General features: G+C 63.2%; 18 protein-coding genes and 1 pseudogene. 15 read left to right on the forward strand and 4 right to left on the reverse strand.

The genetic code is table 11. From position 1 onward, the window contains the following. Window positions 1-87 precede the first annotated feature (87 nt). Window positions 88-543 carry an REP-associated tyrosine transposase gene (locus ACTORR_RS15425; protein WP_313365870.1) on the reverse strand — a complete coding sequence of 152 codons (456 nt, stop codon included), beginning with the start codon at window positions 541-543 and terminating at the stop codon, window positions 88-90. A 317-nt stretch (window positions 544-860) separates the two neighbouring features. Here ACTORR_RS15425 and ACTORR_RS15430 point away from each other — a divergent pair, with 317 nt between their 5' ends. The 14 genes from ACTORR_RS15430 (at window position 861) to ACTORR_RS15495 (ending at window position 15,398) form a co-directional block, all read left to right on the forward strand. Next, a complete protein-coding gene (locus ACTORR_RS15430) occupies window positions 861-1,949 on the forward strand; it encodes an efflux RND transporter periplasmic adaptor subunit (protein WP_054885469.1) in 1,089 nt (362 codons plus the stop codon). After that, window positions 1,946-3,013, forward strand: a complete 1,068-nt coding sequence (locus ACTORR_RS15435) for an efflux RND transporter periplasmic adaptor subunit (protein ID WP_313365871.1) — start codon at window positions 1,946-1,948, stop codon at window positions 3,011-3,013. Before ACTORR_RS15430 ends, ACTORR_RS15435 begins: the two co-directional genes overlap by 4 nt. Continuing rightward, a complete protein-coding gene (locus ACTORR_RS15440; protein WP_441343708.1) occupies window positions 3,010-6,075 on the forward strand; it encodes an efflux RND transporter permease subunit in 3,066 nt (1,021 codons plus the stop codon). The genes ACTORR_RS15435 and ACTORR_RS15440 overlap by 4 nt, the downstream gene beginning before the upstream one ends. Window positions 6,076-6,312: 237 nt before the next feature. Continuing rightward, complete coding sequence (gene oscA, locus ACTORR_RS15445; RefSeq protein WP_016712582.1) at window positions 6,313-6,495, forward strand: sulfur starvation response protein OscA; 183 nt, start codon at window positions 6,313-6,315, stop codon at window positions 6,493-6,495. A 50-nt stretch (window positions 6,496-6,545) separates the two neighbouring features. Beyond that, on the forward strand, window positions 6,546-7,553 hold the full coding sequence (locus ACTORR_RS15450) for a sulfate ABC transporter substrate-binding protein (RefSeq protein ID WP_313364755.1): 1,008 nt from the start codon (window positions 6,546-6,548) through the stop codon (window positions 7,551-7,553). Between the two features lie 186 nt (window positions 7,554-7,739). Beyond that, window positions 7,740-8,558, forward strand: a complete 819-nt coding sequence (gene cysT / locus ACTORR_RS15455; protein ID WP_313364756.1) for a sulfate ABC transporter permease subunit CysT — start codon at window positions 7,740-7,742, stop codon at window positions 8,556-8,558. Window positions 8,559-8,568: 10 nt separating this feature from the next. Next, the gene (cysW, locus tag ACTORR_RS15460; protein WP_313364757.1) at window positions 8,569-9,441 is read left to right on the forward strand and encodes a sulfate ABC transporter permease subunit CysW; all 873 of its coding nucleotides are present in this window, start codon (window positions 8,569-8,571) and stop codon (window positions 9,439-9,441) included. A 3-nt stretch (window positions 9,442-9,444) separates the two neighbouring features. Continuing rightward, on the forward strand, window positions 9,445-10,434 hold the full coding sequence (locus tag ACTORR_RS15465) for a sulfate/molybdate ABC transporter ATP-binding protein (RefSeq protein WP_027920905.1): 990 nt from the start codon (window positions 9,445-9,447) through the stop codon (window positions 10,432-10,434). Between the two features lie 406 nt (window positions 10,435-10,840). Beyond that, entirely contained in the window at window positions 10,841-11,629 is a 789-nt protein-coding gene (locus ACTORR_RS15470) for an energy transducer TonB (protein WP_099814440.1), read from the forward strand. A 30-nt stretch (window positions 11,630-11,659) separates the two neighbouring features. Then, on the forward strand, window positions 11,660-12,379 hold the full coding sequence (locus ACTORR_RS15475) for a MotA/TolQ/ExbB proton channel family protein (protein ID WP_054885477.1): 720 nt from the start codon (window positions 11,660-11,662) through the stop codon (window positions 12,377-12,379). A gap of 1 nt (window position 12,380) precedes the next feature. Further along, window positions 12,381-12,782: an ExbD/TolR family protein gene (locus ACTORR_RS15480; RefSeq protein ID WP_054885478.1), complete on the forward strand. Its 402-nt coding sequence runs from the start codon at window positions 12,381-12,383 to the stop codon at window positions 12,780-12,782. Between the two features lie 179 nt (window positions 12,783-12,961). After that, window positions 12,962-13,543 (forward strand): alpha/beta hydrolase, encoded by a 582-nt coding sequence (locus ACTORR_RS15485; protein WP_313364758.1) that lies wholly within the window; start codon window positions 12,962-12,964, stop codon window positions 13,541-13,543. A gap of 64 nt (window positions 13,544-13,607) precedes the next feature. After that, entirely contained in the window at window positions 13,608-14,438 is an 831-nt protein-coding gene (locus ACTORR_RS15490) for a sigma 54-interacting transcriptional regulator (protein ID WP_313364759.1), read from the forward strand. 174 nt (window positions 14,439-14,612) lie between these two features. Next, window positions 14,613-15,398 carry a MetQ/NlpA family ABC transporter substrate-binding protein gene (locus tag ACTORR_RS15495; RefSeq protein ID WP_054885481.1) on the forward strand — a complete coding sequence of 262 codons (786 nt, stop codon included), beginning with the start codon at window positions 14,613-14,615 and terminating at the stop codon, window positions 15,396-15,398. A 335-nt stretch (window positions 15,399-15,733) separates the two neighbouring features. On the opposite strand, the pseudogene ACTORR_RS15500 reads toward ACTORR_RS15495, so the two are convergent. Both ACTORR_RS15500 and ACTORR_RS15505 read right to left on the reverse strand, forming a co-directional pair. Beyond that, window positions 15,734-16,551 (reverse strand): annotated as a pseudogene (locus ACTORR_RS15500) (alpha/beta fold hydrolase). A gap of 38 nt (window positions 16,552-16,589) precedes the next feature. Then, a complete protein-coding gene (locus ACTORR_RS15505) occupies window positions 16,590-18,959 on the reverse strand; it encodes a penicillin acylase family protein (RefSeq protein ID WP_313364760.1) in 2,370 nt (789 codons plus the stop codon). Window positions 18,960-19,046: 87 nt separating this feature from the next. Between ACTORR_RS15505 and ACTORR_RS15510 the strand changes: the two genes are divergently transcribed. Further along, entirely contained in the window at window positions 19,047-19,613 is a 567-nt protein-coding gene (locus ACTORR_RS15510) for a sugar O-acetyltransferase (protein WP_313364761.1), read from the forward strand. Here the strand turns inward: ACTORR_RS15510 and ACTORR_RS15515 are convergent. Beyond that, complete coding sequence (locus ACTORR_RS15515) at window positions 19,592-20,161, reverse strand: DUF6436 domain-containing protein (protein ID WP_313364762.1); 570 nt, start codon at window positions 20,159-20,161, stop codon at window positions 19,592-19,594. The two genes, ACTORR_RS15510 and ACTORR_RS15515, sit on opposite strands and share 22 nt — an antisense overlap. Window positions 20,162-20,215: the final 54 nt, after the last annotated feature.

The raw sequence follows: 20,215 nt of genomic DNA on the forward strand, positions 1-20,215 counted from the left end.
CGCCCGCTCCCACAGGTACAGCACAGGTTTCAAGGCCTGCGCCCTACCTGTGGGAGCGGGCAAGCCCGCGAAAGCCCCAGCACCGGTTTAAAGCCATACAGCATCCCAATGTGGAAAGTCCCTGATACTCCTGACCAATCCAGCCCTTAAAGGATTGGCCACAATGTACCGGGCTACATGCACCACATTTTCCTCCCGCCGCAACGCATGATCATGGTAGCCCGGTTGCCATATCGGCTTGTGCCTGACACCTGCCTTGTGCAACGCAATGGCTGTGCGTGATTTGAACTTGCGCATCAGCGTGCCCAATGTCACTTCTTTCAGCTCGACCAGCCAGTGCAGGTGGTCTGGCATCACTACCCAGGCCAACGACCGGCAGTCCTGAATGTCATCTGACACCCGCAGATGTTTGACCACCAGGCGAGCATGGTCGAAGTCATGGAACAGTGGCAGCCGCAGGTGTGTTTTGGTGGTCAGCATGTAGAGCCTGCCAGGCTCGGAAAAGCGCCCACGGCGTAACAGGTGGGATTCGGCTAGCGGCATTGTGATCTTCCTTGAAATTGAACCTCCCGTTGAAAGGTAGCGGCTGAAGCGGGGTAGCCGAGTGGCTGATGGTTTCTGGATATGGCTGAAGCGCGTGATTCGGCTGTGGCGGCCCTTTCGCGGGCTTGCCCGCTCCCACCAGTACCGCGCGAGTTTTGGAGCCTGCGCTCTCCCTGTGGGAGCGGGCGTGCCCGCGAAGAGGCCCGCACAGCCGCTGAAAATGCCGAACTGATCCCGATCAGTGCCGTTTATCGAACCCTGAACTACGCTGACAGTCGCATCCCAAGAATCATTTGCGCGCAAAGCAAGGAGCCTGCATGACGTTGATGCGCCCACTGTCGGTCGTTTGCCTGGGGCTGCTGTATTTGCTCACCGGCTGCAGCAAGGAAGAGGTCCCCGAGACCCTGCCTCGGGTGGGTGTGCAACAGGTTCAGCCCACCGATTTCGCAGCCAGGGTCACCCTGACCGGCGACGTGCAGGCGCGGGTGCAGACCGACCTGTCGTTCCGCGTCGGCGGCAAGATCATTTCCCGTAGCGTCGATGTCGGTGACCACGTCAAGGCCAACCAGGTGCTGGCGCGGCTCGACCCGAAAGACCTGCAGAACAATGTCGACTCGGCCAAGGCCGAGGTGTTCGCGGCGCAAGCGCGGGTCACCCAGGCCAGCGCGGCCTTTGTCCGCCAGCAAAAATTGCTGCCCAAGGGCTACACCAGCCAGAGCGAATACGATTCCGCCGAAGCTGCGCTGCGCAGCAACCAGAGCGCGCTCAAGGCTGCCCAGGCAGAGCTGGCCGATGCCAATGAGCAGCTGAGCTACACCGCGTTGGTGTCCGATGCCGATGGCGTGATCACCGAGCGCCAGGCCGAGGTGGGCCAGGTGGTGCAGGCGACCATGCCGATCTTCAGCCTGGCCCGTGACGGCGACCGCGATGCGGTGTTCAACGTCTACGAATCGCTGCTGGTGGCGCCGCCCAGCGACGCTGGGGTCATCGTCAGCCTGCTGGATGACCCCAAGGTCCAGGCTCACGGCTTTGTCCGTGAAATCACCCCCACCGTGTCGGCGCAAAGCGGCACCGTGCAGGTCAAGGTGGCACTGAAGGATGTGCCGCCAGACATGCAGTTGGGCGCGCCGGTCACTGCCAGCACCAATGCGGTGGGGCGGCCCAGCGTCGAGCTGCCATGGTCGGCATTGACCAAGGCGCTGCATGAGCCAGCAGTCTGGGTGGTGGGCGAGGGCGACAAGGTCGAACTGCGCAAGGTCGAGGTCAGCCGTTATCTGACCGGCAAGATCGTGGTTGCCAGCGGCCTGAAGGCCGGTGAAACCGTGGTGGTGGTCGGTGGCCAGCTGCTGCACCCCGGCATGCAGGTGCAGAAGGTCGATGCCAAGGCCCAGGGAGGTGAGCTATGAAGCGCCTGCTGCTGATAATGTCGGCCGGCATGCTGCTGGCCGCCTGCGGTAGCGAGGAGGAAGCGCCCGAGCCGATCCGGCCGGTGCTGTCGGTCAAGGTGGAACCACAGATGCAATCGCAGCTGGGCCGCTTCGCTGGCCTTATCGAGGCGCGCTTCGAAAGCACCTTGGGCTTCCGGGTTGGCGGGCGCATCGCCCGGCGTTGGCTGGATGTGGGCGCCCAGGTCAAACCGGGCGATACCCTGGCCACGCTCGACCCCACCGACCAGCAGAACCAGCTGCGTGCCGCCGAAGGCGACCTGGCCAAAGTGCAGGCGCAGTGGATCAACGCCCAGGCCGATGCCCGCCGCCAGCAGCAGCTGTTTGACCGCGGCGTCGGGGCCCAGGCCCAGCTGGATATTGCCCAGACCAACCTGAAAACCACCAGCGCCGCGCTTGAGCAGGCGCGCTCGGCGCTCAGCCAGGCCCGCGACCAGCTCGACTACAGCACCCTGCGCAGCGACCACGCGGCAGTCATCACCGCCTGGCAGGCCGAAGCCGGGCAGACCGTCACTGCCGGCCAGGCCGTGGTGACCCTGGCGCGGCCGGATGTGAAGGAAGCGGTGATCGACCTGCCAATCGGCCTGGCCGAGCAACTGAACAAAGGCCTGACCTTCACCGTTGCGTCGCAGCTCGACCCAACCATCAACACCACCGCCACCCTGCGCGAGCTGGAGCCGCAGGCGGACGCGACGACACGGACCCGCCGCGCGCGCCTGACCTTGGCCAGCACCCCGCCGGCCTTCCACCTGGGTACCGCGATCAGCGTGACCCTGAGCTCTGAAGTGAGCCCGCGCAGCGAGCTGCCGCTCAGTGCCTTGCTCGAGCGTGATGGCAAGACTCAGGTCTGGGTGATCGACACCGAGCAGAAAACCGTGGGTACCCGGGACGTCACCCTGATCGACCGTACCGCCGACAGCATCGTCCTGGCTTCGGGCGTGCAGCCGGGCGAGCGTGTGGTAACGGCGGGTGTGAACAGCCTCAAGCCTGGCCAGAAGGTCACCTTCGACGAGGATGCGCAATGAAAGGAAGCTTCAACCTGTCCGAATGGGCGCTCAAGCATCAATCGTTCGTCTGGTACCTGATGTTCGTTGCCCTGCTGATGGGCATTTTCTCGTACTTCAACCTCGGCCGTGAGGAGGACCCGTCGTTCACCATCAAGACCATGGTGATCCAGACCCGCTGGCCGGGCGCGACCCAGGACGAAACCCTCTACCAGATCACCGACCGTATCGAGAAGAAGCTCGAAGAGCTGGACTCCCTCGACTACACCAAGAGCTACACCCGCCCGGGCGAATCCACGGTGTACGTGTACCTGCGCGACACCACCAAGGCCAAGGACATCCCGGAAATCTGGTACCAGGTGCGCAAGAAGATCCAGGACATCCGCGGCCAGTTCCCGCAGGGTATCCAGGGGCCCGGGTTCAACGACGAATTCGGCGACGTGTTCGGTACGATCTACGCCTTCACCGCCGACGGCCTGACCCTGCGTCAGCTCCGGGACTACGTGGAACAGGCGCGGGCCGAAGTGCGCGATGTGCCCAACATCGGCAAGATCGAGTTTGTGGGTACCCAGGACGAAGTGCTGTACCTGAATTTCTCGACCCGCAAGCTGGCGGCCCTGGGCATCGACCAGCGCCAGGTCATGCAGGCACTGCAACAGCAGAACGCGGTGACCCCGGCCGGGGTGATCGAAGCTGGCCCCGAGCGCATTTCGGTTCGCACCACCGGGCAGTTCGCCTCGGAAAAGGATCTGCAGACCGTCAACCTGAAGATCAACGACCGCTTCTTCCGCCTGGCCGACATCGCCGACATCCAGCGCGGCTACGTCGACCCACCGTCACCGATGTTCCGCTACAACGGCCAGACCGCCATCGGCCTGGCCATCGGCATGAAGGCCGGCGGCAACATGCAGGTATTTGGCGCGGCGCTGAAAAAACGCATGGACCGGGTGGTTGAGGACCTGCCGGTCGGCGTTGGCGTCCACACCGTGTCGGACCAGGCCGTGGTGGTCAAGCAGGCAGTCGGCGGCTTCACCAGCGCGCTGTTTGAAGCGGTGGTGATCGTGCTGGCGGTGAGCTTTGTCAGCCTCGGCATGCGCGCCGGCCTGGTGGTGGCCTGCTCGATTCCGCTGGTGCTGGCGATGGTGTTCGTTTTTATGGAATACAGCGGCATCACCATGCAGCGGATTTCGCTGGGTGCGCTGATCATCGCCCTCGGCCTGCTGGTGGATGACGCGATGATCACGGTCGAGGTGATGGTCACCCGCCTGGAAATGGGCGAGAGCAAGGAGCAGGCGGCCACGTTCGCCTATACCTCGACGGCATTCCCCATGCTGACCGGCACCCTGGTAACGGTGGCCGGCTTCGTGCCGATCGGCCTCAACGCCAGTTCTGCCGGCGAGTACACTTACACCTTGTTCGCGGTCATCGCCGTGGCCTTGTTGGTGTCGTGGATCGTGGCCGTGTTCTTCGCCCCGGTGCTGGGTGTGCACATTCTCAGCAGCAGCAAGCTCAAGGCCCACGAGGCCGAGCCCGGGCGGGTCGGCAGGGCGTTCGAAGGGGGGCTGGTGTGGTGCATGCGCCATCGCTGGCTGACGATCATCGGCACCATCCTGCTGTTTGCCTTGTCGCTGTTCAGCATGCGCTTCGTGCAGAACCAGTTTTTCCCCTCGTCGGACCGCCCGGAGATTCTGGTCGACCTCAACCTGCCGCAAAACGCCTCGATCGAAGAGACGCGCAAGGTGGTCGACCGCTTCGAGGCGCGCATCAAGGACGACCCCGACCTGGTGCACTGGAGCACCTACATTGGCCAGGGCGCCATCCGTTTCTACCTGCCGCTCGACCAGCAGCTGCAGAACCCGTATTACGCGCAGCTGGTGATCGTCAGCAAGGGCTTCGAAGAGCGCCAGGGCATGATGGAGCGCTTGCAGAAGATTTTGCATGAAGAGTTCGTTGGCATCGGCACCAACGTGCAATCGTTGGAAATGGGCCCGCCGGTGGGCCGGCCGATCCAGTATCGGGTCAGCGGTGCCAGTATCGACGAGGTGCGCAAGCATGCCATCGACCTGGCTACCTTGCTCAACCAGAACGAGCATATCGGCGAGATGATCTACGACTGGAACGAGCCCGGTAAGGTGCTGCGCGTGGAAATCGCCCAGGACAAGGCGCGCCAGCTGGGGCTGTCGTCGGAAGACGTGGCCAATGTGATGAACAGCATTGTCAGTGGCGTGAATATCACCCAGGTCAACGACAACATCTACCTGGTCAACGTTGTCGCCCGCGCCCAGGACAGCGAGCGCGGTTCGCCCGATACCCTGCAGAACCTGCAGATCCTCACCCCCAGCGGTACCTCGATACCGCTGCTGTCGTTCGCCACCGTGCGTTACGAGCTGGAGCAGCCGCTGGTGTGGCGTCGTGACCGCAAGCCGACCATCACCATCAAGGCCTCGGTCAACGGCGATATCCAACCCACCGACCTGGTGGCCCAGCTGAAACCGAACATCGACGAGTTCGCCAGCAAGCTGCCGGTCGGTTACGAAGTTGCCACTGGCGGTACGGTGGAGGAGAGCGGCAAGGCCCAGGGGCCGATCCGCAAGGTCATTCCGTTGATGCTGTTCCTCATGGCTACCTTCCTGATGATCCAGCTGCACAGCGTGCAGAAGCTGTTCCTGGTGGTCAGCGTGGCACCGCTGGGGCTGATTGGCGTAGTGCTGGCGCTGGTGCCGACGGGCACGCCGATGGGCTTTGTGGCGATTCTCGGTATCCTCGCGCTGGCGGGCATCATCATCCGTAACTCGGTGATCCTGGTGACCCAGATCGACGAGTTCGAAGCGCAGGGCTACTCCCCCTGGGATGCGGTCATGGAGGCCACCAACCATCGGCGCCGTCCCATCTTGCTGACGGCGGCGGCGGCTAGCCTCGGCATGATCCCGATAGCCCGCGAAGTGTTCTGGGGGCCGATGGCCTATGCCATGATTGGCGGCATCATCAGCGCAACGCTGTTGACGCTGCTGTTCCTGCCGGCGCTCTATGTGGCCTGGTACAAGATCCGCGAGCCTGAGCACACAACCAAGCCCCAACACTGAACCCTGTGGGAGCGGGCGTGCCCGCGAATGCGATGGTGGATTCACTACCGTATTCGCGGGCACGCCCGCTCCCACAGGGTTATTTTGTTTGTTCAGAATGGGCGTATGAATTTGGTTATATAAAAATTCTTAAACAGTATTTTTAAGAATAACTGTGCCTCACTACTATTGCCTTCAAGCCAGGCAATGAACCCCTTCACATCCATGCCCGGCACCCTCATTCCAAGGAGAACGAGCATGAGTGCATCGCTGCGTAGCATCGACGGTCAGGACGAAGCCACCATTCTGCGTGAGATCCAGAGCGCCTTGCGCGACCTGCGTTTCGGTGCTGTGGAAATCACCGTGCACAACGCTCAGGTCGTGCAGATCGAACGCAAGGAGAAGTTCCGCCTGCAACAGCCAGGCAACAAGGCCGGCTGATTCGCACCACAACATCCAGAACTAGAAAAATGCCAATCGGGAGCTTCACCATGTCCATCCGCCGTTATGCGCTTGCCGCCCTGGCCAGTGCTGTTTTTGCCGGTTCCGCCATCGCCAAGGATTACGAACTGCTGAACGTGTCCTACGACCCGACCCGTGAGCTGTACCAGCAGTACAACGCCGAGTTCATCAAGCACTGGCAACAGGCCCATCCGGGCGACAAGGTTAAGATCCAGCAATCCCACGGTGGCTCGGGCAAGCAGGGCCGTGCGGTGATCGACGGCCTGCGCGCCGACGTGGTGACCCTGGCCCTGGCCGGTGACATCGACGAAATCGCCAAGCTCGGCAAGACTCTGCCGGACGACTGGCAGACCCGCCTGCCGAACGCCAGCACCCCGTACACCTCGACCATTGTGTTCCTGGTGCGCAAGGGCAACCCGAAAGGCATCAAGGACTGGGGCGACCTGATCAAGAAGGACGTCTCGGTCATCACCCCCAACCCGAAAACTTCCGGTGGCGCCCGCTGGAACTTCCTCGCCGCCTGGGCCTACGGCCTGAAGACCGGCGGCAGTGAAGACAAGGCCAAGGCCTATGTGCAGGAGCTGTTCAAGCATGTGCCAGTGCTGGATACCGGCGCTCGCGGCTCGACCATCACCTTCGTCAACAACGGCCAGGGCGACGTGTTGCTGGCCTGGGAAAACGAAGCCTTCCTGGCGCTGAAGGAAGACGGTGGCGCCGACAAGTTCGACATCGTCGTGCCGTCGCTGTCGATCCTTGCCGAACCGCCCGTGGCAGTGGTCGACAAGAACGCCGAGAAGAAAGGTAATACCGAGATCGCTAGCGAATACCTCAAGCACCTGTACAGCCCGGCCGGGCAGAAGATCGCCGCCGAGAACTTCTATCGCCCGCGTGACGAGAAAGTGGCTGCCGAATTTGGCAAGCAGTTCCCGAAACTGGACCTGGTGACCATCGACAAGGACTTCGGTGGCTGGAAGACTGCACAACCGAAGTTCTTCAATGATGGCGGTGTGTTCGACCAGATCTATCAGGCACAGTAAGGGCCAAGGAAAAGCGGGGGCCGCGTTGCGGCCCTTTCGCGACACAAGGCCGCTCCTACAGGGGATACGCGATCTCTGTAGGAGCGGCCTTGCGTCGCGAAAGGGCTGCAGAGCAGCCCCAGGATTCAAAAGCCTGCACCGGCCCCGGATCGATACTGGGCCAAGTGCTTCTACCCAGGGATATATATGTCACGTCGCATTTCCCCCGTCATACCCGGCTTCGGGCTGACGCTGGGCTACACCTTGGTGTACCTCAGTCTGATCGTGCTGATACCGTTGGCTGCCATGTTCGTCCATGCCGCGCAGCTGACCTTCGAGCAGTTCTGGAATGTCGTCAGTGCGCCGCGGGTGATCGCCGCGCTCAAGCTGAGTTTCGGCACTGCCCTGTTCGCCGCCATCATCAACGGTGTGATCGGCACTCTGCTGGCCTGGGTGCTGGTGCGCTACACCTTCCCCGGGCGCAAGGTCATCGATGCGATGATCGACCTGCCATTCGCCTTGCCCACCGCGGTTGCCGGTATTGCCCTGACTGCCCTGTACGCGCCTGCAGGCTGGGTTGGCCAGTTCGCCACCGACCTCGGTTTCAAGATCGCCTACACGCCGTTGGGCATCACCCTGGCGCTGACCTTCGTCACCCTGCCGTTCGTGGTGCGCACGGTGCAGCCAGTGCTTGCAGACATTCCGCGTGAAGTCGAAGAGGCCGCGGCATGCCTGGGCGCGAAACCGTTGCAGGTGTTCCGCCATATTCTCGCGCCAGCACTGCTGCCTGCCTGGCTCACCGGTTTCGCCCTGGCCTTCGCCCGTGGCGTTGGCGAGTATGGTTCGGTGATCTTCATCGCCGGCAACATGCCGATGAAGACCGAGATCCTGCCGTTGCTGATCATGGTCAAGCTCGACCAGTACGACTACACCGGTGCCACTGCCATCGGCGTGTTGATGCTGGTGGTTTCCTTCATCCTGCTGCTGCTGATCAACCTGCTGCAGCGCCGCATCGAAACCCCTTGAAGGAGGCCGCATGTCCAGTTCAACCCTGAGTGCAAGCGCCGCCGCCAACGCCGCCCGGCGTGGCAGCGCCACCTCGCGGCGCGTCCTGATCGGCCTTGGCTGGCTGGTGTTCGCGCTGTTCCTGCTGCTGCCACTGGTGATCGTGGTGTCGCAGGCGCTGAAGAACGGCTTCGGCACCTTCTTCGAAGCGATCTTCGAGCCGGATGCCCTGTCGGCGCTCAAGCTCACCTTGCTCGCCGTGGTCATTTCGGTGCCGCTGAACCTGGTGTTCGGTGTCAGCGCCGCCTGGTGCGTGAGCAAGTACAGCTTCCGCGGCAAGAGCATCCTGGTGACGTTGATCGACCTGCCGTTCTCGGTGTCACCGGTGATCGCAGGCCTGGTCTACGTGCTGATGTTCGGCGCGCAAGGCCTGTTCGGCCCCTGGCTGCAGGACCACGACATCCAGATCGTGTTCGCCCTGCCGGGCATCGTCCTGGCGACCATTTTCGTCACCGTGCCGTTCGTGGCCCGCGAGCTCATCCCGCTGATGCAGGAACAGGGCACGCAGGAGGAGGAGGCCGCGCGCCTGCTCGGCGCCAACGGCTGGCAGATGTTCTGGCATGTGACCTTGCCGAACATCAAATGGGGCCTGATCTACGCCGTGGTGCTGTGCACCGCGCGGGCCATGGGTGAGTTTGGTGCAGTGTCGGTGGTTTCGGGCCATATCCGTGGCGTGACCAACACCTTGCCGCTGCACGTGGAGATCCTCTACAACGAGTACAACCACGTCGCGGCCTTCAGCGTGGCCAGCCTGTTGCTGATCCTGGCGCTCTTCATCCTGCTGCTCAAGCAGTGGAGCGAGAACCGTATTAACCGCCTGCGCCACAGCGCCGCGGAGGAATGATTCATGTCGATCGAAGTTCGTAACGTCAGCAAGCGCTTCAACAGCTTCCAGGCACTGAACGCTATCAACCTGGACATCAACAGCGGCGAGCTGGTGGCCCTGCTTGGCCCCTCCGGCTGCGGCAAGACCACCCTGCTGCGCATCATCGCCGGCCTGGAAACCCCGGACCAGGGCAACATCGTGTTCCATGGCGAGGACGTGTCTGGCCACGACGTGCGTGATCGCAACGTCGGCTTCGTGTTCCAGCACTACGCGCTGTTCCGCCACATGAGTGTGTTCGACAACGTCGCCTTCGGCCTGCGCATGAAGCCCAAGGGCGAGCGCCCGAGCGAAAGCAAGATTGCCGAGAAGGTCCACGAATTGCTGAACATGGTGCAACTGGACTGGCTGTCCGACCGCTACCCCGAGCAGCTATCCGGTGGCCAGCGCCAGCGTATCGCCCTGGCCCGCGCCCTGGCGGTGGAGCCCAAGGTGCTGCTGCTCGACGAGCCGTTCGGTGCGCTCGACGCCAAGGTGCGCAAGGAGCTGCGCCGCTGGCTGGCGCGGCTGCACGAGGACATCAACCTGACCTCGGTGTTCGTCACCCACGACCAGGAAGAGGCCATGGAAGTGGCTGACCGCATCGTGGTGATGAACAAGGGCGTGATCGAGCAGATCGGCTCGCCGGGCGAGGTGTACGAGCAGCCAGCCAACGATTTCGTCTACCACTTCCTCGGCGACTCCAACCGCCTGGCCTTGAGCGAGGGCCAGCATGTGTTGTTCCGCCCGCACGAAGTGTCGCTGTCGCGGCATGAGACCGAGGGTCACCATGCGGCCGAGGTGCGTGATATCCGGCCGCTGGGCGCCACGACGCGGGTGACCTTGAAGGTGGAAGGGCAGAGCGAGCTGATCGAGGCCGAGGTGGTCAAGGACCACGACAGCCTGACCGGGCTGGCGCGCGGAGAGACACTGTTCTTCCGGCCGAAGGTCTGGCAGAAGGTGGCGGATATCTGATTCGCCTTTGATATTGAGAAGCCCAGGCTTGGTTCTGGGCTTTTTTATGCCTGACTGATTGCCGGGGCTGCTTTGCAGCCCTTTCGCGACACAAGGCCGCTCCCACATTGGACCGCATGAGTTCGGGCCTTGCGCGGTCTCTTGTGGGAGCGGCCTTGTGTCGCGAAACGAGGGCGCAGCCCTCGCGGCAATCTGATGCCTTACGAGAATATTTCATATGCCCACGAAGCATCAGCAACACAACCTATCGCCACACCCCGCGAATCCCGCGGCCTAGAGCCATCCCCATAAAATTGATATTCCCAAAGAATCTAACTTTAATTTCAAACATTACTTTAAGAGATAAGCCCCTGCCCGCGATGATTCAGCCACACACCTGAATCAAGAACCCCCAGGAGTTTGATCAATGGGTAATGTCCAGTCGGCCGTCAGGGCCTACGACCAGCCATGGCGCCCGAGCCCGGGTGACCTGGTCGACCTTGGACGGACGCTTCGCCTGCCGTTGGGCCAGCTGCGCCTGCAACGCACCCCGGTCAGCGGCCTCAAGCGCCGTGACAAGCTGGCGCTGGGCCTGCTGGTGCTGGCCCTGCACGGTGCCGCTGCCTATTGGGTCAGCCAGGCCCCCACGCCCGCGCTGCCCGTGGTGCCGCCACAGATTCCGCCCATGACCATCGAGTTTGCCGCGCCCGCGCCGCCGGTGGTGCAACCGCCACCGCCAGCCCCGGCACCGCCGGTGGTCGAGCCACCGCCCCCGGTGATCGACGAGCTGGCCGCCAAGCCCAAGCCAAAGCCTAAACCCGTGGCCAAGCCGGTCGCCAAGCAACCACCCAAGCCCCAACCCAAACCGGTCGAGGCGCCGCCGCCTGCTCCGGTCGCGGCCCCGGCGCCGCCTGCGCCACCCGCGCCGGCACCGGTCACGCCGCCTTCGGCCAACGCCGCGTACCTGAAGAACCCGGCACCGGAGTACCCGCAAATGGCCCTGCGCCGTGGCTGGGAAGGCACCGTGCTGTTGCGCGTCGAGGTGCTGCCCAGCGGCAAGCCGGGGCAAATCCAGATCCAGCAGAGCAGCGGCCGCGATGCCCTCGACGCCGCCGCGCTGGCTGCGGTCAAGCGCTGGAGCTTCGTCCCCGCCAAGCAGGGTGACGTGGCCCAGGCCGGCTGGGTCAGCGTGCCGATCGATTTCAAGCTTCGCTAACTTTTTCGCAGAACACAGGAAGACATCATCATGAGCCTGCTGGCATCTCCCCTCGAATCCGTTGAAAGTGCAGTCATCTGGCTGCTGGTCGGTTTTTCCGTCGTCACCTGGGGCCTGGCCCTGGTCAAGATCGTTCAGTTCGTACGGCTGAAGAATCAGGACAAGCGCTTCCACCAGCAATTCTGGGCCGCATCGAGCCTCGACTCGGCGGCGGAAATAAGCCACGAACTGCCAGGCCCGGCCGCCCGTGTCGCCCAGTCCGGTTATGCGGCGATTGCGGTCGGTGAAGCGCACGCCAATGACCTGAGCCACGCCATCAACCACCAGGACCGCCTCGAACGCGCCTTGCGCCAGCAGATCGTGCGTGAGCGTCGCTCGCTGGAAACCGGCCTGGCGGTGGTTGCCAGTATCGGCAGCACCTCGCCCTTCATCGGCCTGTTTGGCACCGTGTGGGGCATCATGGAAGCGCTCAAAGGTATCAGCGCGGCAGGCTCCGCCAGCCTCGAAACCGTGGCCGGGCCGATCGGCGCGGCGCTGGTCGCCACCGGTGTGGGTATCGCCGTCGCGGTGCCGGCGGTGCTGGTCTACAACTACTTCCTGCGCCGCCTCAAGCTGACGGCGGCCGACCTCGATGACTTCGCTCACGACTTCTACAGCCTGGCGCAGAAGAGTGCCTTCCGCGTGCTGGTGCACCCGGCTGTGCACAAGGCCCAGGGTGGTTTCACCCAGCCGGTGAAGGAGGCGTCCTGACATGGCCTTTTCGACCCAGGATAGCGACGAAGTCCTCAGTGAAATCAACGTCACGCCGCTGGTGGACGTCATGCTGGTACTGCTGGTGGTGTTCATCGTCACCGCGCCGCTGCTGACCAACGCCATTCCGATCAACCTGCCCAAGACCGAGGCCGTGGCGCCAGTGGAGCAGAAGGACCCGTTGGTGGTGAGCATCGATGGGGGTGGCAAGCTGTTCATCAACAAGGACGAGATCCAGCCAGACCTGCTGGAAAGCAACCTCAAGGCGGCCAAAGACAAGGACGCCGACGTGCGTGTGCAGCTGCAGGCCGATGATGGCGTGAACTATGGCGAAGTGGCGCGGGCCATGGCTGCGATCGAGCGCGCCGGGATCAGCAAGCTGGCGGTAATAACTGCACGGTAATCTTCACCTTCTTCAGGCAAGTGCTTAGGGGCCACATCTCTTGGCAGGGGTTGGCCCTTTTTTTTGCCTGTTATCTAAGTGCAATTTTAGTTATTAATAAATAGCTTCTTATTCCTTTACGAATATAAATGCCTCCCTATACTGATTCCCAAGCACGCAAACTTACTGGAGGCGTCCCCATGCGCAATGAGTCAATCCGTTATCTGATTGTGCCGGGCTGGCAAGGATCGCCAGACAACCATTGGCAGAGTCACTGGCAGCGCACGTTGCCCAACAGCGCCCGGGTCGAGCAGCAGGACTGGCTCACCCCACAGCGCCGCGATTGGGTGCAGGCGCTGGAGCAGGCGATTGCCGCCGAACGCTCACCGGTGATTCTCATCGCTCATAGCCTCGGCTGCATCACCGTCGCCCACTGGGCCGCACACGCAAGCCCAACCCTGCTGCGCCGGGTGCGCGGCGCGTTGCTGGTGGCGCCGGCGGATGTCGAGCGACCCGCCTGTGCGCCGGCCTTGCGCAACTTCGCGCCGATCCCCCTGCAGGCGCTACCGTTCCCAAGCCAGGTGGTCAGCTCGGACAACGATCCGGCGGTCAGCGTGCCACGTGCGTTGTACCTGGCCCAGGCGTGGGGCGCCGAGACGGGCCTGCTGAGCAATGCCGGGCATATCAACGTGAAGTCCGGCCATGAGCGCTGGGAACAAGGCTTCGCCTACCTGTATCGCCTGCAGAGCCGGGTCGAGCAGCGCGCATTGCGTCGCGCCTGATCGGCCCCGACCGTTCAACGTTTGCCTGACGCCCGGCCACGAAGGTCTGGGGCGGGAGTTCGTCATGACTTTTCAAAACCCGTTCGGCCAGCCATTGCTGACCTTCCCTGAACTGGACAAGAGCCCCCTGAGCATCCGTGCCAAGGCGCTGGTGTTCATCGACCCGCGCTCGCAGCAGCTGCGTCAGGCCCTGGAACAGCTGGCGCCGCAGCCAGTACCGGTGCTGATACGCGGCGAGACGGGTACCGGCAAGGAATTGCTGGCAAGGCAGATCCACCGGGCCAGTGACCGCCCCGGACTTTTCGTCTCGGTCAACTGCGCGGCCATCAGCCCGACCTATGCCGACGCCGAACTGTTCGGCTACAGCGCCGGCAGCCAGGGCGGTACGGCCAGCAGCCGCGCCGGTTGGTTCGGTTCGGCCAATGGTGGCACCTTGTACCTGGACGAGATTGCCGACTTGCCGCTGGCGATCCAGGGCAAGCTGCTGGCGGCGTTGGAGAACCGCGAGGTCACCCGTGTCGGCGCGCAGCAACCACAGCCGGTGGACGTCCGCCTGGTAGCCGCGACCAGCATAGACCTGGCGCGGGTGGTGAAGGCCGGGCGCTTCAATGAGCGCCTGTACCAGTACCTGCGCGAGGGCGCGCTGGAGCTGCCGCCACTGCGTGAGCGCCCGGGCGATATCCTGCCATTGGCCGAGTATTTCGTGGGTATCTACAGCGTGCGCCTGCAGCGCCCACTGGCGCTGATCAGCGAGGCCGCGCAACAGCTGCTTGAAGCCCATGCCTGGCCAGGCAACACCCGCGAGCTGGAGAATGTGATCCACTTCGCGCTGTTGGTGAGCGAGGACGACGAGCTGCTGCCGCAGGATCTCGATTTGCCCAACCCCGTGAGCTAGACGAGCTATAAGCAAACTGGATGGTGGCATTTTGTTTTTGGAATAAGCAGCTAATTAAAAGATATTGTTAGGGAATAAAAAATCTCGGTATCGTCCGCCTCACGCCCTCCAGTGAAACGGTTGGGCATCCGACTTCGCCATCCGCGATGGCCCAGATCCAGAACAAGGAACACCATGAAAAAGACCCTGCTGACCACTGCCCTGGCCGCCGCTCTGTCGTTCGCTGGCCTGGCATCTGCCGCCGAGAAACTGGTCGTGGCCGCGACCCCGGTACCGCACGCCGAGATCCTCGAGCTGATCAAGCCGACCCTGGCCAAGGAAGGTGTGGACCTGCAGATCAAGGTCTTCACCGACTACGTGCAGCCGAACGTACAGGTTGACCAGAAGCGCCTGGACGCCAACTACTTCCAGACCCTGCCGTACCTGCAGAACTTCAACGAAGGCAAGGGCACCCACCTGGAAACCGTGATCGGCGTGCACGTCGAGCCGTTCGGTGGCTACTCGAAAAAGGTCAAGAGCCTGAGCGAGCTGAAAGAAGGCGCCAGCGTTGCCATCCCGAACGAGGGCAGCAACAGCGGCCGCGCCCTGCTGCTGCTGCAGAAGGCCGGGCTGATCACCCTGAAAGACCCGAAGAATGCCCTGGCAACTCCGAAAGACATCGCCGAGAACCCGAAGAAGCTGAAGTTCCGCGAGCTTGAATCGGCCATGCTGCCGCGCGTGCTGGACCAGGTCGACCTGGACATGATCAACACCAACTACGCCCTGGAAGCCGGCCTGAACCCGGCCAAGGACGCGCTGGTGATCGAAGGCAGCGACTCGCCGTACGTGAACTTCCTGGTAGCCCGCCCGGACAACAAGAACAGTGAGGCTATCCAGAAGCTGGCCAAGGCGCTGACCAGCCCTGAGGTTAAGGAATTCATCGCCAAGAAATACCAGGGTGCGGTACTGCCTGCGTTCTGATGGTTTGATGGCTGTATGAAAACGCCGACGCATTTGCGTCGGCGTTTTTGTGTGTGTGGCTGGCCTCACTGGCCTCTTCGCGGGCAAGCCCGCTCCCACAAGAAGCTGTGCGAAGCCTGTGCGGGCTTGCCCGCGAAGAGGCCAGGACAGGCTTATGCCGAAGGTAGTCCACCCAAAGCCCGGCGCAGTGCCAGCAGCCACAGCAGTTGATCGTTGGAATCAGGCGAGCAGGGGCTGTTCATCATTATCGTCCTTGTCGGTGATGGCCTTGCATGTAGCAGTCTGAAGCGTTTTGAGGCGTTTGTTGCAGGAAAGTTTCAGTTGCCTCGTCTATCTCAGGGTTTTCGCGGTAGCCAGTTCAGCAGAAACGCGTTGACCACCTGCGGGTTCTCCAGGCTGGAGATATGCCCCGCAAACGGTATCTGCGCCGCCAGGCAGCCAATGATCCGCGCCATCTCGTTGGACTCTTCAGGCGGCCGCGGAATGTCCTGGTCTCCACAGATCACGATGGTCCTGTCACCCTTCAGCTCACCCAGCCGCCCCAGCAGGTCCGGCCGCCCGAAGATCACCCGCCCCATTGGGTCCAGGCTGTTGCGAATCACCTCGGCACTGCTCGCCTTCAACGCCGACCGGAAGCCATCGCGCACCTCGGGCACCGTCTGCCCACCGGCATGGAAGAAGATCGGCACGACGATGTCCAGCAGTGGTTCAGGGAACAACCCCGCCGCACTCGCCGCATCCAGCAAACCGAAGTACTTCAGTCGGGTCGCCTCCGGCTCGGCGCCGAGGTAGGTGTCCATCAGCACCAGGCGGTCGACCCGCTCGGGGTGTTCGATGGCCAGTTGCGCGCCCCACATGCCGCCAACCGACAAGCCGACCAGGTGGCACTGGGGTATGTCCAGCGCGTCCAGCAATGCCAGATGCTGACGGGCCAGTGCGCTCATGTCGGTGGTGGTGGCGGGCGGAGCATCGGAGTCACCGTGACCCAGAGTTCGGGGACGATGACCCGGAAGTGCTGTGACAGGGCCTCGACCTGTGGCTGCCACATTTCGGCCGACCACAGGTAACTGTGGCCGAGCAGCACCGGGAAGCCCTGGCCTTGGTCGACATAGCTCATGCGAGCGCCATCGATTTCGATGAAGTGTTTTTGCATGGAACAGTCTCTTCAGCAGTTTTCAAGGGTTTTCAAGATTACTCACGGGTGCCGGGGACAAGCCTGAGGGTGCTCTGCGCTGGAATCACGCCCATCTGCGCCCGCTGGTATTTCCCTTCGACATACCCTTCGGCCTGGTCCGCGAAATGCCGGTCGAATGGCACGCCACTCTGCCCGACCGGGTTGCTGGTCAGCGCCTGCCCGGCATCGGCGAAGTCGATCAGGCGCCGCGTCGACGGGCCATAGGTCACTGGCCACGGCGCCGGGCCGATCTTCGCCGACAGGTTGTTTGGTACCTCATGGGTGCCGGGGGCGGCAAATGGGCCGACATTGAACAGCAGGTTCAGCGGCTTTTTCGCGCCCAGTGGATGGTTGTGGGTCAGGGTATGGGCCTTGCCCCATTGCCAGCTGGCCGGGTCCTTGCCAAGCGTGTCGCGCAAGTGGCCAAGGCTGTTCTGCCAGGCCACGCGCACGATGGCAGTGCGGTCAGTGCGCTGGCTGGCGCCGCGGGTGTTCCACCAGGGCGAATCGGCGTCTGCAGCCAAGCGCGGCAGTGCGGCATCGATGGCGCGGGTGCTGATCAGCACCGGGAACCAGGTGTCACCCAGTTCGTCATGCAGCGCGGCCTGGGCCAGCTCGTAGAGGAACTGGTTGAACAACGTGGCGCTGGTGGAGTCCAGTGGATAGTCGCCGCGCCAGGCAGCCAGCTGTTCGACCAGTTCCTTTTCCTCGTCACCCTGGGCGATCTGGCGCAGGGTCGCCAACAAGGGCGCCAAGGTACGTGGGCCGTAGTCGCTGGCCGTATCGAGCTGCAGCGCCTGGCTGTTCTGCATGTCCCATTTCACCTGCGGGTTGGCCAGCTGGCGGTCGAGCTGGCGGCCGCGGTCGGGGAGGTTGTAGTAGCCGGGTATCGGTACCACGGCCGGTGGCTGGTAGTTGGCCGAGACGATATAACCGCTTGCCGGGTTTTCCTGTTGCGGGTTGACGCTGAACGGGTAGAAACCGGGTTTGTCTGCCTGCCTGCTGGCGCCGTCGAGGATGAACGCCGGGTTCACCCCGTCGGGGCGGATCGGCAACTTCGCCGCCGCCCACCAGCCGATATCGCCACGGGCATTGGCCCAGACGAAGTTCAGCCCCGGCGCCTGCACCTTGGCCGCCGCTTCGCGCATCTTGCCCAGGGTGTCAGCGCGATTGAGCTGGTAGAAGCCCTCGAGGATCGGGTTCTCGGTTTCGAGGAACGCCCACCACATGGCAATCGGCGTGGTCCCGGCCGTCGCGCCGAGGACCTCGTTGACGATCGGCCCGTGGGGTGAGCGGCGCAGGTTGATGGTGACGGGTTGCTCGCCTTTGACTGCAATCTGCTGCGCGGTCTTTTCCAGCGTTTGCCACTGGCCGTCGATCATCACCTGGTCAGCATTGGCAGGGTTGGTCTTTTCCGCGATCAGGTCGACGTCATCGTTCTGGAACATGGTCAGGCTCCAGCCGAAATCACGGTTGTGCCCCAGCATCGCGAACGGGTTCAGCGCCTGGAAGTAGCCGTACAGGTTGAAGCCGGGCGCCGAAAGCTCTGCCTCCCACCAGACGGCGGGCACGGCAAAACTGATGTGCGGATCGCCCGCCAGCAAGGGTTTGCCGCTGCGGGTGCGGCTGCCGGAAACGGCCCAGGCATTGCTGCCCTCGAACTGCGGGATGCCGGCTTCTACCAGCGCCTCGTGGCTGGCGCGGGCCACGGCTTCGAGGCTTTGCCAGTCCGCCGCCGCCAGTGGCGTGCCCAGGGCGCCCTGCGGTTGCCAATCGAGGTCAAAAATCTTCAAGTATTGCGGGCCGAGCTGGTCGCGGATGTAGGTCAGTGCGGGTTCGGTGCGAAACGCTGCGGCGAAACTGTAGGCCAGGTAACCGGCGATGCTTAGCGTGTCTTCGGCAGTGAACGGCCGTGGCGTGATGCCGATCAGGTCGAACTCCATCGGTTTGGGGTGGCTGGCCTGCCAGGCGTTGACGCCCTCGAGGTAGGCCTGCAAGGCTTGCCAGGCGGGCGATTGGTGGTCCTGGCGCTGAGCCATCAGCGCAGCCTGCTCGCGGATGCGCAGGCTGCGAAACAGGGTGTCGGTGGGCAGCAGCTTGTCGCCCAACACTTCGGCCAGCTCGCCACGGGCCAGGCGGCGCATGATCTCCATCTGGAACAAACGGTCCTGGGCATGCACGTAGCCCAGGGCGCGGTACAGGTCCGCTTCGCTCTGTGCTTGCAGATGAGGCACGCCGCGGGCGTCGTAGCGCACGCTGACCGGGCCTTGCAGCCCGGCCATGGCCACTTCGCCCTCACGCTGCGGCAGCTTGCCGTGCACGTACCAGTAACCGGCACCAGCGGCTAAGGCAACGACCACGGCCAACAGGGTCAGGCTGCGCTTCATCGAAACTCCTTGTGCATTCGAAGGGAAACTGTGGTCCGATCATCAACGGATTCGCGAACAGAGCATAGCCCTCTCAAAGGAGTTTCCATGTCCCTCAGCGAAAAACAGAAAATGCTCAGTGGCCAGCTCTACCACGCCGGCTGCCCCGAGCTGCAGGCCGAGCAGATTGCCAACAAGCACTGGATGCACCGCTACAACAACAGCGTCGAGCTGCTCAATGACGCGCGCAACGGTCTGCTGGCCGAGCACTTCGGCCATGTCGGCGAAGGTACGGTGATCCGCCCGCCGTTCTACTGCGACTACGGCTACAACATCAGCGTCGGGCGCAACACGTTCATGAACTTCAACTGCGTGATCCTCGATGTGGTGCCGGTGCGCATCGGCGACGACTGCCAGATCGGCCCCAACGTGCAGATCTACACGGCTGACCACCCGCTCGACCCCGAGGTCCGCCGGAGCGGGCTGGAAAGCGGGAGACCGGTGACCATTGGCGACAACGTGTGGATCGGCGGGGCGGCGATCATCCTGCCGGGGGTGACCATTGGTGACAATGCCGTGATTGGAGCTGGCAGCGTGGTGACCCGTGATATACCCGCCGGGGCGACGGCGGTGGGCAACCCGGCGCGAGTGCGTCAGCCGGCCCATGGGCAGTAGCAGCCCAGGCCCACGGTATTGGCGGCGCTGACTTTGCGGCCGGCCAGCAGCGTCTTTATGATCGGTTCGATGAAGCTGTTGCTGGCGTTGCACACGGCGCCTTCGCTGTAGGGGCCGAAGTAGGCCAGGTTACCTTGGCGGTCCCAGATGGCCACGGCGGGAGAGGCGGGCAAATGTTCGCTGCCGGGCAAGTGGGCGATGGGTTGCAGGCTGCTCAGGTTGGCGGGTAGCTGGCCGTGGCTGCCAGCTTTCTGCAGGACGTGGAAGGTCACGCCCTGGCCTGCGAACTGGGTGATCAGCTCGCCAAGGTGCTGCTGGTTGCCAACGTTGCACGGACAGGCCGGGTCCCAGAAGTGCACCACGCGGACCGGGCCGGGGCCGGCGAGGTCGGCGGGCAGTTGCAGCTGGCTGCCGTCGAAAAAGGTGGTCTGGTTGTCGAACGGGCGCAGGTAGCGGGACTGGAAAGTGGCGTAGGCCTGCCAGAGCACAAGTGCGCAGAGCACCAGTGCGAGGCCCGCCGATATCTGTCTGATGGTTCGAATCTTCATGAAGTGTCCGCGGCCTTCCTGTGGGAGCGGCCTGTTCGAGGTGAGCAAGCTTGC

This window comes from Pseudomonas sp. SAR267 (assembly GCF_052077595.1).
In the GTDB taxonomy this organism is placed as follows: domain Bacteria; phylum Pseudomonadota; class Gammaproteobacteria; order Pseudomonadales; family Pseudomonadaceae; genus Aquipseudomonas; species Aquipseudomonas vlassakiae.

Bases quoted from the DNA above. Each gene is read 5' to 3' on its own strand.
- ACTORR_RS15495 (WP_054885481.1), top strand. From the start codon at position 14,613: ATGAAAAAGACCCTGCTGACCACTGCCCTGGCCGCCGCTCTGTCGTTC.
- cysT (WP_313364756.1), top strand. From the start codon at position 7,740: ATGTCACGTCGCATTTCCCCCGTCATACCCGGCTTCGGGCTGACGCTG.
- ACTORR_RS15490 (WP_313364759.1), top strand. From the start codon at position 13,608: ATGACTTTTCAAAACCCGTTCGGCCAGCCATTGCTGACCTTCCCTGAA.
- ACTORR_RS15430 (WP_054885469.1), top strand. From the start codon at position 861: ATGACGTTGATGCGCCCACTGTCGGTCGTTTGCCTGGGGCTGCTGTAT.
- ACTORR_RS15425 (WP_313365870.1), bottom strand. From the start codon at position 543: ATGCCGCTAGCCGAATCCCACCTGTTACGCCGTGGGCGCTTTTCCGAG.
- ACTORR_RS15510 (WP_313364761.1), top strand. From the start codon at position 19,047: ATGTCCCTCAGCGAAAAACAGAAAATGCTCAGTGGCCAGCTCTACCAC.
- ACTORR_RS15515 (WP_313364762.1), bottom strand. From the start codon at position 20,161: ATGAAGATTCGAACCATCAGACAGATATCGGCGGGCCTCGCACTGGTG.
- ACTORR_RS15480 (WP_054885478.1), top strand. From the start codon at position 12,381: ATGGCCTTTTCGACCCAGGATAGCGACGAAGTCCTCAGTGAAATCAAC.
- ACTORR_RS15470 (WP_099814440.1), top strand. From the start codon at position 10,841: ATGGGTAATGTCCAGTCGGCCGTCAGGGCCTACGACCAGCCATGGCGC.
- ACTORR_RS15440 (WP_441343708.1), top strand. From the start codon at position 3,010: ATGAAAGGAAGCTTCAACCTGTCCGAATGGGCGCTCAAGCATCAATCG.
- ACTORR_RS15450 (WP_313364755.1), top strand. From the start codon at position 6,546: ATGTCCATCCGCCGTTATGCGCTTGCCGCCCTGGCCAGTGCTGTTTTT.
- oscA (WP_016712582.1), top strand. From the start codon at position 6,313: ATGAGTGCATCGCTGCGTAGCATCGACGGTCAGGACGAAGCCACCATT.
- ACTORR_RS15505 (WP_313364760.1), bottom strand. From the start codon at position 18,959: ATGAAGCGCAGCCTGACCCTGTTGGCCGTGGTCGTTGCCTTAGCCGCT.
- ACTORR_RS15435 (WP_313365871.1), top strand. From the start codon at position 1,946: ATGAAGCGCCTGCTGCTGATAATGTCGGCCGGCATGCTGCTGGCCGCC.
- ACTORR_RS15485 (WP_313364758.1), top strand. From the start codon at position 12,962: ATGCGCAATGAGTCAATCCGTTATCTGATTGTGCCGGGCTGGCAAGGA.
- cysW (WP_313364757.1), top strand. From the start codon at position 8,569: ATGTCCAGTTCAACCCTGAGTGCAAGCGCCGCCGCCAACGCCGCCCGG.
- ACTORR_RS15465 (WP_027920905.1), top strand. From the start codon at position 9,445: ATGTCGATCGAAGTTCGTAACGTCAGCAAGCGCTTCAACAGCTTCCAG.
- ACTORR_RS15475 (WP_054885477.1), top strand. From the start codon at position 11,660: ATGAGCCTGCTGGCATCTCCCCTCGAATCCGTTGAAAGTGCAGTCATC.